The sequence below is a fragment of the Micromonospora phytophila genome, from assembly GCF_023656545.1.
In the GTDB taxonomy this organism is placed as follows: Bacteria; Actinomycetota; Actinomycetes; order Mycobacteriales; family Micromonosporaceae; genus Micromonospora; species Micromonospora phytophila.
Genome location: NZ_JAMOKF010000172.1, coordinates 1 through 11,489, shown reverse-complemented (window position 1 = coordinate 11,489; position 11,489 = coordinate 1). Strand labels below are relative to the sequence as shown.

12 protein-coding genes are annotated in these 11,489 nt (G+C 73.2%); 8 read left to right on the top strand and 4 right to left on the bottom strand.

Annotation, left to right across the window (positions count from 1 at the left end; translation table 11 throughout):
• Positions 1 to 1,063 (top strand): AAA family ATPase (locus NCC78_RS19550; RefSeq protein ID WP_250796118.1); only part of this gene is annotated, 1,063 nt, incomplete at its 5' end.
• Entirely contained in the window at positions 1,063 to 1,692 is a 630-nt protein-coding gene (locus NCC78_RS19545; protein ID WP_250796117.1) for an HAD-IA family hydrolase, read from the top strand. The genes NCC78_RS19550 and NCC78_RS19545, both read left to right, overlap by 1 nt.
• On the opposite strand, the gene NCC78_RS19540 is transcribed toward NCC78_RS19545, so the two are convergent.
• From NCC78_RS19540 to NCC78_RS19525, 4 genes are all read right to left on the bottom strand, one after another.
• Positions 1,682 to 3,235 carry a N,N-dimethylformamidase beta subunit family domain-containing protein gene (locus NCC78_RS19540; protein ID WP_250796116.1) on the bottom strand — a complete coding sequence of 518 codons (1,554 nt, stop codon included), beginning with the start codon at positions 3,233 to 3,235 and terminating at the stop codon, positions 1,682 to 1,684. The two genes, NCC78_RS19545 and NCC78_RS19540, sit on opposite strands and share 11 nt — an antisense overlap.
• Before the next feature lie 184 nt (positions 3,236 to 3,419).
• Positions 3,420 to 3,941: a DinB family protein gene (locus tag NCC78_RS19535; RefSeq protein ID WP_250796115.1), complete on the bottom strand. Its 522-nt coding sequence runs from the start codon at positions 3,939 to 3,941 to the stop codon at positions 3,420 to 3,422.
• A 130-nt stretch (positions 3,942 to 4,071) separates the two neighbouring features.
• The gene (locus NCC78_RS19530; RefSeq protein WP_250796114.1) at positions 4,072 to 4,512 is read right to left on the bottom strand and encodes a MarR family winged helix-turn-helix transcriptional regulator; all 441 of its coding nucleotides are present in this window, start codon (positions 4,510 to 4,512) and stop codon (positions 4,072 to 4,074) included.
• A 25-nt stretch (positions 4,513 to 4,537) separates the two neighbouring features.
• Positions 4,538 to 6,250 (bottom strand): alkaline phosphatase D family protein, encoded by a 1,713-nt coding sequence (locus tag NCC78_RS19525; RefSeq protein WP_250796113.1) that lies wholly within the window; start codon positions 6,248 to 6,250, stop codon positions 4,538 to 4,540.
• Positions 6,251 to 6,264: 14 nt separating this feature from the next.
• Here NCC78_RS19525 and NCC78_RS32095 point away from each other — a divergent pair, with 14 nt between their 5' ends.
• The 6 genes from NCC78_RS32095 to NCC78_RS19500 all read left to right on the top strand — a co-directional run.
• Entirely contained in the window at positions 6,265 to 6,390 is a 126-nt protein-coding gene (locus NCC78_RS32095; RefSeq protein WP_284706329.1) for a hypothetical protein, read from the top strand.
• A gap of 12 nt (positions 6,391 to 6,402) precedes the next feature.
• Positions 6,403 to 7,590, top strand: a complete 1,188-nt coding sequence (gene ftsY / locus NCC78_RS19520) for a signal recognition particle-docking protein FtsY (protein WP_250796111.1) — start codon at positions 6,403 to 6,405, stop codon at positions 7,588 to 7,590.
• Positions 7,591 to 7,597: 7 nt separating this feature from the next.
• Positions 7,598 to 8,461, top strand: a complete 864-nt coding sequence (locus NCC78_RS19515) for an aminoglycoside phosphotransferase family protein (RefSeq protein WP_250796110.1) — start codon at positions 7,598 to 7,600, stop codon at positions 8,459 to 8,461.
• Positions 8,462 to 8,681: 220 nt separating this feature from the next.
• A complete protein-coding gene (locus NCC78_RS19510; protein ID WP_284706328.1) occupies positions 8,682 to 10,088 on the top strand; it encodes an ammonium transporter in 1,407 nt (468 codons plus the stop codon).
• A gap of 25 nt (positions 10,089 to 10,113) precedes the next feature.
• Entirely contained in the window at positions 10,114 to 10,452 is a 339-nt protein-coding gene (locus NCC78_RS19505; RefSeq protein WP_170285500.1) for a P-II family nitrogen regulator, read from the top strand.
• Between the two features lie 17 nt (positions 10,453 to 10,469).
• The coding region (locus tag NCC78_RS19500) for a bifunctional uridylyltransferase/uridylyl-removing enzyme family protein (protein WP_504920518.1) at positions 10,470 to 11,489 on the top strand (1,020 nt) is incomplete at its 3' end.

The following is an 11,489-nucleotide window of genomic DNA, read 5'->3' as shown; positions in this document are numbered from 1 at the left end:
CGTCGCCGGCGGTGCCCGCGAGGCGCTCGCCCGGCTCGCCACCTCCATCGCCACCGCCGAGGAGCACCGCGACGCCGTGGCGCGCGAGCGCGCCGCCCGCGAGGCCGAACTCCAGGAGGTACGCGGCGCGGCCAAACGGCTCGGCGCCGAGCTGGAGCGGTTGACCGGTCAGGTGCACCGCGACGAGGTGGCCCGCGCCGAGCAGCGGCTGCGTATCGAGCAGCTGGAGGCGAAGGCCGCCGAGGACTTCGGCCTGGACGTGGAGACCCTGGTCGCCGAGTACGGCCCGACGCAACCGGTCCCGCCCACCCAGGCCGACGTGGCCGCCGCCGAACGCGACGGCCTGCCGGTGCCGGAACCGGTGCGCTACGAGCGGCCGGTGCAGGAGAAGCGGGCCGCCAAGGCCGAACGGGAGCTGGCCCTGCTCGGCAAGGTCAACCCGCTCGCGCTGGAGGAGTTCGCCGCGCTGGAGGAGCGCTTCAAGTTCCTCTCCGAGCAGCTGGAGGACCTCAAGGCCACCCGCCGGGACCTGCTCACCGTGGTCAAGGACGTCGACGACCGCATCCTGGAGGTCTTCGCCAGCGCGTTCGCCGACACCGCCCGGGAGTTCCAGCAGGTCTTCACCGTCCTCTTCCCCGGCGGGGAGGGGCGGCTGATCCTCACCGACCCCGACGACCTGCTCACCACCGGCGTGGAGGTGGAGGCCCGGCCGCCGGGCAAGAAGATCAAGCGGCTGTCGCTGCTCTCCGGCGGCGAGCGGTCGCTGACCGCGGTGGCGATGCTGGTGGCGATCTTCCGCGCCCGGCCCAGCCCGTTCTACATCATGGACGAGGTGGAGGCGGCGCTCGACGACGTGAACCTGGGCCGACTGATCACGTTGCTGGCACAGTTGCGGGAGAAGAGTCAGCTGATCGTCATCACGCACCAGAAGCGGACGATGGAGGTCGCCGACGCCCTCTACGGCGTGACCATGCGCAACGGGGTCACCCAGGTGATCAGCCAACGGCTCAACCGGGCCGACGGGGACGAGCAGCGGCACGGCCGCGGCGAGGAGGACGAGTAGTGGCTCGGGAACGCGCTACGGCGCTCCTGCTGGACTTCGACGGCGTGCTGCGGCGCTGGGACCCGGCGGTCGCCGCCGGGGTGGAGCGGGAGCACGGCCTCTCCGCCGGGGTGCTCACCGACATCGCCATGCAGTGGGGGCGGCTCCAGCCGGTGCTGACCGGCAAGGTCAGTCACGCCGACTGGGTGACCAGCGTCGCCGACGCGCTGACCGAATCGGTGGGCAGCCCGGAGCGCGCCCGGGCGGCGGTCGAGCAGTGGCAGCGCTACCGGGGCGAGGTGGACACCGAGGTGCTCGACTTCGTCCGCGAAATGCGCGCGGCCGGGATCCGGGTGGGGCTGGGCAGCAACGCCACCGACCTGCTCGACGCCGACCTGGCCGCGCTCGGGCTGATCGGCGAGCTGGACGTGGTGGTCAACTCCTCCGTCCTCGGGGTGCACAAGCCGGCGAAGGAGTACTTCCAGGCCGCCTGCGAGGCGCTGGAGACCCCGCCGGCCCGGGTGCTCTTCGTCGACGACGAGGACTGGGCGGTCCGCGGCGCCCGGGCCGCCGGGCTGTCGGCGTACCGGTGGAGCGGGCCGGAGGGCCTGCGCTACCTGCGGGCGGCGCTGGCGCCGGTCAGCCGCTGACCGTCGGCGGGGCCTGCGACACCCGGTCCAGCAGGTTCCTGGTCGCCCGACGCAGCCGGTCGTCGGCGGCCGGGCCGTTGCGCAGCTGCCGGGTCCAGGCGAGGGACCCGGCGGCGAACACCCAGGCGCCCGAGGGCGCGCGGTAGAGGCACGTCTGCTGCCGCCGGGTCCGGCCCTGCCGGTTGAACGGCGAGTCGGAGAGCAGGACGCTCTCCGTCGACGCCGGGCGGGCGACGCCGCGCATCAGCTGGTCGGCCTCGCCGTGGACCACCCCGGGGATCTCGTCGCCGTCGCGGACCTGCGTGCCGGCCCAGAACCAGTGGTCGCTGCCGCGCACCACCAGGGGCGCGGCGCCGTCGACGATGGCGACGTACTGGGCGCCGATGAGGAGCTGCTCGGGGTCGCCGACGTCGCGCCACCTGGTCGTCGGCGGCTCGGGGCCGGGACCCGGGACGATGCTCTTGGCGCACTCGACGAGGCGGTCGCCCTGGGCGTACCGGATCCGCCAGTAGCAGTTGTTGGCGCCCAGGAAGACCAGGCTCGTCCCCCGGTCGCGGGCGGTGGTGACGGCGGCGCGCATGGCCGGCGACCAGTACTCGTCGTGCCCGGGGAAGATCACCGCCCGGTGGTGGTGCGGGACCACCCGGCCGCTGTGCAGGTCCTCACTGCTGGCGTAGACCAGGTCGCGGCCCTGCTGCTCGATCCACTGGACGAAGCCGATGTCATCCTTCATCGGCCGGCGCAGGCCGCTGCCCGTCATCGGACGGTCGTGGCTGACCGCGCGCGCCCGCAGGTCCGAGCCCCGCAGGTTGCCCTGGGCGTCGTAGCCCCGGTAGAGGCTGGCGCCGGTGCGGCCGTCCATCGGCCACCCGTTGTACGCCTGGTAGGTGCTGGTGGGGACGACCACCAGAGCGTCGGCGTGCCGGCTCGGGTCGGCGACGACGAAGGGGATCCAGTGGTGGTAGCCCTGCGCGTTGCGCAGCAGGGCCAGGTGCAGTCCGCTGACCCAGCCCGCGTCGATCGTCAGCCGCCACCCGGGCTGCCAGGAGCACCACACCGCGCCGTCGGTGGGGGACACCTGGGGCGGGTCCTGCCGGACGCCGTCCAGCCACGGGCTGGTGACCACCTGCCGGGCTCCCGCCCCGCCGTAGTGACCGACCCGGAAGACGGTGATCCGGTACCCCTGCGCGGGCGCGACCGAGACGAAGAAGTCGAGCGTCTCCCCGGGTGCGACGCTGGTGGCCGAGGCGTACCCGGCGATCTGGCCCTCGTGGTCGGTGCTGTGGCGCAGGCCGTCGAGGCGGAAACCCGCATCACCGGGGCGGGCGTTCTCGGCCACGGTCGGCGAGACGCCGCCGACCGGACGGGTCGCGCCCGGGGCCGGAGCGACGGGGCGGACGGCCGCATCGACGGGAGCCAGCGTTCCGGGCGCGGATCCGGTGGCGACGCGGAGGCCGACCAGGCCGGCGGCGCCCGCCGCCCCGACCGCCCCCAGCACGGTCAGCGCCGTCCGCCGGGTCGGCTTCGCAGTTCCCTCGTCCACCACTGATTCCCCGTCCAGCCCGTTGCGCGCGGCGGTCCATCTCGGAGCCACAAGGACGATACGGCGGTCGGCGCCGACGCGTTGCCCCGAGGGGTCGTTCCGGTCGCTCGCGCCGCAGACGTGGCCGGCCGGGTGGTGGGCGCTGCGCGCCGGGGTGGATCCCGGTCGGGGCCCGGCGCCGCCCTCACTCGCCGGTGGCGCCGTCGATGCGTTCGCGGATGAGGTCGGCGTGGCCGTTGTGGCGGGCGTACTCCTCGATCATGTGCACGTAGACCCAGCGCAGGTTGAACGTCCGGCGTTTCGGGCCGACCTCGGTGAAGGTCTCGTCGAGCGACCGGCCGGCGACGGCCGCGCGGGCCAGTTCGACCTCCCGGTGGAAGGTCGCCATGTCGGCCTCGGCGTCGGCGGCGCTGACGTCGTGGTCGGCGTCCGGGTGCTCCGGCGTGAAGTACGGGTAGGCGACCCGCTCGCCGGCGAAGTTCTCCCGGAACCACCAGGCCTCCACCTCGGCCAGGTGCCGGACCAGGCCGAGCAGGGTGAGCCCGGACGGTTCGACGCTCGGGGTCCGGAGCTGCTCGGCGGTCAGCCCCGCGCACTTGAGCAGCAGGGTCTGCCGGTGGTAGTCGAGCCAGCCCTCCAGCATGGTGCGCTCGTCGCCGACGGTGGCTTCGGGGGTCCGGTTGATCGCCGGTGCTCTCCAGGTCATGGCGGCCATCCTCGCCGGTGTGTCCGACATCCGCGACGGGTTATCAGCGGCACGCCCGGGCAACCGCACGTCGTGGCTGCCTGGAGCACCGACTTCGCCGGGCGGCCCCGTGTTCCGCGGCCCGCGGCGGTTAGAAGTAGGTCTCGTTGAAGCGGTGCAGCAGCCGGGCGAAGTTCTCCACGTCCGGGGCCGGCCAGCTGTCCAGGGTGCGCCGGAAGCGTTCCAACCGGGCCTCCCTGGCGGTGTCGAAGCGGCGCTGGCCCTCGTCGGTCAGGCTCAACTGCGAGGCGCGTCGGTCGGTCGGATCCGGGTCGCGGCGGACCAGGCCGATGGTTTCCAGCCCGTGGATCTGCCGGCTCAGCGTCCCCTTGCCGATGCCGAGCCGGGCCGCCAGGTCGGTGAGCCGGATCGAGCCGGACCGGCGCAGCCAGAGCAGCAACCCGTACGCGTTCGGCTCCAGGTTGGGGTGCACCTCGCGGGCGATCTCCCAGGAGACCCCGCGACCGCGGCGTAGCAGGGCGGTCAGTTCGTGCTCGACGGCCCGTACGGTCTCCGGCAGGTGCTCCTCCACGGTTGTAGAGGGTACGGCGGCGGGCTCAGCGACCGGCGGTCAGCCGTCGCCGCATCACCGGGCGGAGGTGACCGTCACCGGTGGTGCCCTCGATGGTCACCTCGGCCGCGCGGCCGGCGTGCACCAGGGTGGCCACCGCGTTGCCGAAGTACGGGCCGGCGAGCTTCTTCCACCGCACCGGCGGGCGACGCACCCCGGCCGAGCGCGCGAGGGCCCGGGTGGCCCCGGCCGGTCCCGGCGACCAGCCCAGCCGCATCAGCGGGCGCATCGCGGCCGGCACCTGGTTGTGGATCGGCGAGCAGGTGAGCTGGTGCACCGGGGTGACCACCCCCCGGTCGTCGAACCGCGCCCGGGCCACGTACGAGTGGTGCACGTCGCCGGAGAGCACGCTGATCGACGCCGGTGGCGCGTACGCCGGGCCGGCGCCGACCCGGTCGCCGGGCTCGCCGGGCGTGCCGCTGCCGATCCGGGCGAAGGTCGCGCCGAGCGCGTCGAACGAGCGGCGGAACGCCGCCCAGTGCTCCAGGTCCAGCCCCCGGCGCAGCCGCTCCGCCGCCCGGGCGACCCAGCGCTTGCGCGAGTCGGCGAGCTTCTCGTTCCACGCCTCCACGTGGTGGATGCCCGGCGGCAGCAGCCAGGGCAGCGAGGTGCCGACCACCAGGTGGTCGTAGACGCCGTGGGCCCGGTCGAGGAACCAGGACCACTCGCCCGGTGGCAGCATCGCCCGCTGGCCGGGCTCCAGCACCCGGCTGCACCGGTTGTCGAGCATGACCAGGCGGGTCCGGCCCAGGTCGAGGGAGTAGCTCCACTGGTACTGCACGGCCCGCCACCGCTCGGTGTCGTGGGCCAGGTCGGCCTCGGTGTCGACGCGCTGCCCGAACTCCCTCAGCACGCCGGTGGCGTCCTCCGCCGCACTGACCTTGGCGAAGACCGGGTCGGCGGCGATCTCGTCGGGGGAGAGGTTGCCCAGGTGCTGGTAGACCCAGTACGAGGCGAGGCCGCTGATGATCCGCTCCGCCCACCAGGGCTGCCGGCGGGCGTCGGCCCGCCAGGAGGCGGAGGTGTTCCAGTCGTCGATGATCTCGTGGTCGTCGAAGATCATCACGCTCGGCACCGTGGAGAGCAGCCAGCGGATCTCCGGGTCGCGCCACGACTCCAGGTAGAGCTTGGTGTACTCGTCGAAGCTCACCACCTGGTCGCCGGGCGCGCCCTTGGGCCGGCGCCGGCGCCGCTTGAGCAGCCGCTTCACCGTCGGCGAGGTGACGTCGGCGTACACCTGGTCGCCCAGGAGCACCAGCAGGTCGGGCCGGTCGGCGCCGTCCGGGTCGGCGATCAGGCGTCGGGCGTACGCGTCGAGCGCGTCCGGGGGCAGCCGCCGGGTGGTGGCGTGCTGGGTGGTCTCCCGGCAGGAGCCGAAGATCAGCCGGACCGGCTGGTCGAGGTCGTCGGCGGCCCGGGTGCGGATGACGCTCGGCGGGAACCCGCTGCGCGGCACCGGCCAGGCGACCTCGTCGTCGATCAACACCACGTAGCTGGTCGAGCTGTCCGGGGTGAGCCCCTCGACCACGACGAGCGCGTAGTGGTGGTCGTACGCGGAGAAGGTGGGCGCGGTGCCGGTGGCCCCGCCGGCGGTGCGGACGGTGACCACCGCGGGCCCGCTGGTCTCGACCCAGACGGTGGCCCGCGTGCCGACCACCCGCCGCAGGAGCGGGCCGATGAGCAGGTGTGCGGCGGGCATGGTGGACCTCCGAGGTGAGCGAGCTTCATGTCTACTACCCGGCCGGCGGTCGCACCACTGCTGGCTGTGATCGAGCCTACCGTCGGGTCGCCGGCCGCCCCGGCGGGAGCGGTGGCTGGGACAGCTTCGCCGGCATCTGACAGGATTCCGGCATGACCGAATACCTCCTCATCGCGCTCGCCCTGCTCGGCGTGCTGATCCTCGGCGGCATCGGGCTGGTCGTGCCGCGGCTGCGCCGGCGGCCGGAGCCGCCGCTGCCGGAGACGGAGGTCGACACCCGGGCGGAGGAGGGCCTGGCCGGTCCGCCGGTCGAGGCGCCGGAGGCCGAACTCACCACCGGCATCCTGGTCGAGCCGCCGGTGGTGGAGGCCCCGGCCCCGGTGCTGGATATCCCCGAACCGACCGCCGGGCGGCTGGTCCGGCTGCGCTCGCGGCTGTCGCGCTCGCAGAACGTCTTCGGCAAGAGCCTGCTCGGCCTGCTCAGCCGCGACCACCTCGACGAGGACGCCTGGGAGGAGATCGAGGACGCGCTGATCACCGCCGACGTCGGCATCGACTCCACCCGCGAGATCGTCGACCGGCTGCGCGAGCGGACCCGGGTGCTCGGCACCCGCTCCGCCTCCGAGCTGCGCGCCCTGCTCGCCGCCGAGCTGGTCAACGCGCTCGACCCGACCCTGGACCGGTCGCTGAAGACCGCCCCGAAGGAGGGCGTGCCGGCGGTGCTGCTGGTGGTCGGCGTCAACGGCGCGGGCAAGACCACCACCTGCGGCAAGATCGCCCGGGTGCTGGTCGCCGACGGCCGCACCGTGCTGCTCGGCGCCGCCGACACCTTCCGGGCCGCCGCCGCCGACCAGTTGGAGACCTGGGGTGGTCGGGTCGGCGCGGAGACCGTCCGCGGCCCGGAGGCCGCCGACCCGGCCAGCGTCGCCTTCGACGCGGTCAAGCGGGGCATCGACACGGGCGTGGACACGGTCCTGATCGACACCGCCGGCCGGCTGCAGAACAAGGTCGGCCTGATGGACGAGCTGGGCAAGGTCAAGCGGGTGGTCGAGAAACACGGCCCGATCGACGAGACACTGCTTATCCTGGACGCCACCACCGGACAGAACGGGCTGGAGCAGGCCCGGGTCTTCACCGAGGTGGTCAACGTTACCGGCGTGGTGCTCAGCAAGCTCGACGGCACCGCCAAGGGCGGCATCGTGATCGCCGTGCAGCGCAAGCTGGGCATCCCGGTGAAGCTGGTGGGGCTCGGCGAGGGCAAGGACGACCTCGCCCCGTTCGACCCCGCGCAGTTCGTCGACGCGCTGCTCGGCACCGAGCCGCTCGCCCGGGACGCGTAACCTCGCAGTGACGACCGACGATCGCGCCTATGCCGGGTGGCGCGACCACAGCCACCCGTCGCCGCGCCTCGGGAGACCGTACGTGACTTCGCAGGAGATCCCGCTGCACGGCGGGAACGTCAGCACCGTGGTCCGGGTCGGCGACACGGTCCGGCGCAACGCCGGGCCGTGGACACCCTCCGTGCACGCCCTGCTGCGCCACCTGGAGTACGTCGGGTTCACCGGCGCCCCCCGCGCGCTCGGCATGGACGAGCGCAACCGGGAGGTGCTGTCGTACCTGGAGGGGGAGTGCGGGGAGTACCCGCTGGCCCCGCACTGGGTCACCGACGAGGCCCTGGTCACCGTCGCCACCATGCTGCGGATGTTCCACGACGCCCAGTACGGCTTCGTCCCGCCGCCGCAGGCGGTCTGGCGCTCGTTCGGCCCGCCCCCGCCGGACACCGAGGTGATCTGCCACCACGACGCCGCCCCGCACAACGTCATCTGGCGACCGGACGGCACGCTCGGGCTGATCGACTTCGACCTCGCCTCGCCCGGCGCCCGGATCTACGACGTGGCGTACGCGGCCTGGACCTGGGTGCCGATCTTCTCCGACCGGGACTCCATCACCCTGGGCTGGAAACACCCCGACCGCGCGCGCCGGCTGCGCCTCTTCGCCGACGCGTACGGGCTGATCCCCCGGGACCGGCACCGGCTGATCCGCACCCTGCGCAAGCGGATCGTGGACCACGTCGAAGGGATCCGCCGGATGGCCGCCGCCGGCGAGCCGGCGTTCGTCCGGATCGTGCACAAGGGGCACCTGCGCCGGCCGATGCGGGACCTGCGGCTGCTCGACTACGAGCGGCACGCCCTGGAGTACGCCCTGCGCTGACCGTCGGGACATCGATCCCCGCCGTACGGCCGATCCACCCCCGTCCATGCCGCCGACTGTGCGGGTTTCTTCACACGTACGAAACAAGCCGTCACCGAACGGAAACCGGTCGGGGACCGTAGGTGAAACAGCCGGCCGCGAAGCTTCCGCGCAACCGGCTGACGGGCGATGCTGCCAGGTCTCAGTCGGAGGGAGGACTTCCACACCGAGAGGAGGCAGAGTGGAGATCAACACCGGCAACACCGCCTGGTTGCTCTTGTCGTCTGCGCTCGTGCTGCTCATGACGCCGGGTCTGGCCCTGTTCTACGGCGGCCTGAACCGGTCCAAGGGCGTACTCAACATGATGATGATGAGCTTCTCCGCGATCGGGCTCATCTCTGTTCTTTGGGTCATCTACGGCTTCACCCTGGCGTTCGGCACCAACGACAACGCCGGCGTCAACAACGTGATCGGCAGCTTCACCCAGTACCTCGGCACGGAGACCGACTTCATCGGCGAGGAGTGGCTCTTCCTCGGCGCGTCGACGGGCATCCCGACGTACGTCTTCATGGTCTTCCAGATGATGTTCGCGGTGATCACGGTCGCCCTGATCAGCGGCGCGGTCTCCGACCGGCTCAAGTTCTCGGGCTGGCTGCTCTTCGCCTTCGCCTGGTTCACCCTGGTCTACATCCCGGTCGCGCACTGGGTCTGGGGTGGCGGCTTCATCGGCGCCAAGATCAAGGCGCTGGACTTCGCCGGCGGCACCGCGGTGCACATCAACGCCGGCGCCGCCGCGCTCGGCCTGGTCCTGGTGCTCGGCAGGCGCGTCGGCTGGCCGCGGGAGAGCTTCAAGCCGCACAACATCCCGCTGGTCGCGCTCGGCGCCGGGCTGCTCTGGTTCGGCTGGTTCGGCTTCAACGCCGGCTCCGAGCTGACCGTCGACGGCACCACCGCGGTGGCGTTCGTCAACACCCAGGTCGCCACGGCCGCCGGCGTGCTCGGCTGGGTCGTGGTGGAGTGGCTGCGCAGCGGGAAGCCGACCCTGGTCGGCGCCTCCTCCGGCGCGATCGCCGGCCTGGTCGCCATCACCCCGGCCTGTGGCTTCATCGCCCCGCTGCCGGCGGTGCTGCTCGGCCTCATCGCCGGCGCGGTCTGCGCCTGGGCGGTGAGCCTGAAGTACAAGCTCGGCTTCGACGACTCCCTCGACGTGGTGGGCGTGCACTTCGTGGCCGGCTGGATCGGTTCGCTCTTCATCGGCTTCTTCGCCACCCTCCAGGTCAACTCGGCCATCGAAGGGCTCGGCGGCAGCGAGGGCCTCTTCTACGGTGGCGGGGTGACCCAGCTCGGGCGGCAGGCGCTGGGCAGCGGGATCGTCTCGGTCTACTCGTTCGGCGTGGCGGTGGTCATCGCCCTCGCCGTGAAGGCGCTGCTCGGCCTGCGCGCCGACGCCGACGACGAGGTCGCCGGCATCGACGTGGCGGAGCACGCGGAGAGCGCGTACGACCTCTCGCCGACCACCGGCAGCAGCGGTGGCGGGGCGTTCGCGATGGCCGGGCTGACGCCGGCCGCCGGCAAGCCGACGGACGCGGAGCCGGCTGCGCCGGCCGAGCCGGCCGCCGGGCCGGTCAACGAGAAGGTCGCCGGTTAACGTTCCTGGGATGGAGGGGTTGGACATGAAGCTGGTGACCGCGGTCATCAAGCCGTACCAGCTGGACGCGGTGAAGGAGGCCCTGCACGCCCTCGGCGTGGCCGGGCTGACCGTCAGCGAGGTCCAGGGGTACGGGCGGCAGAAGGGGCACACCGAGGTCTACCGGGGTGCCGAGTACACGGTCGAGTTCCTGCCCAAGATCCGGGTCGAGGTGCTCACCGACGAGATGGACGTCGACAAGATCGTCGACGCCATCGTCGCCGCCGCCCGCACGGGCAAGATCGGCGACGGCAAGGTCTGGGTGACCGGCGTCGAGGAGGTCGTCCGGGTCCGCACCGGCGAACGCGGCCTCGACGCGCTCTGATCCGGGACACGACCGACATGACCTCGTTGACCAGGGGGAAGGCGTCAGGACACGCCGGCGACGGTGACGCCAACCCCCTGGTCAACGAGGTCGTCGGTGTACCCGGGGGGATCGGCGAGGGCGCGCGGGCCGCCCGGGCCGACGCGTACGACCGGTGGCTGCGCGAGCTGCTGCCGCAGCGGTCGGGGGTGGCGCTGCTCGCCGTCGGCGGGCTGGGGCGGCGGCAGTGCGCCCCGCACGGCGACCTCGACCTGGTGCTGCTGCACGCCGGGGTGCCCGGGGTGGACGAGCTGGCAGCCTCGCTCTGGTACCCCGTCTGGGACGCCGGGCTGCGGCTGGACCACTCGGTACGCACCGTCGCCGAGGCGCTGTCGGTGGCCCAGGACGACGTCAAGGTGGCCCTCGGGCTGCTCGACGCCCGCCTGGTCGCCGGCGACGCCGCGCTCGCCGACGCGCTCGTCCGCGCCGCCGTCGACCACTGGCGGCGTACCGCCGTGCGGCAGCTCCCCGCGCTGCGCGAGATCACCACCGCCCGCTGGCAGACCCACGGCGAGCTGGCCTTCCTGCTGGAGGGCGACCTCAAGGAGGCCGCCGGCGGGCTGCGCGACGTGGGCATCCTGCGGGCGATCGCCACCGCCGGGATCACCGACGCGCTGCGCCCCGCCGTCCGCGCCGCGCACCTGCGGCTGCTCGACACCCGGGACGCGCTGCACCAACAGGTCGGCCGCCGGGTGGACCGGTTGGTCGCCCAGGAACGCGACGGGGTGGCCGCCCTGCTCGGCCTGCGACAACCTCCGCTCGGTGCTGCCGACGCCGCGCAGCGACCCGGAGCCGTCGTCAACGACGGCGACGCGCTGCTGCGCCGGGTCGCCGGGGACGCCCGAACCGTCAGCCACGCCCTCGACGACGCCTTCCGGGCGGCCGACCGGCTCCGCTCCGGCCGCCGGCGGGGCGTCGACGGCCGCCCGGTGCGCCGGCCGGTCGCCCGGGACGTGGTGGAGCACGACGGCGAGCTGGTGCTGGCCCGGACCGCCATC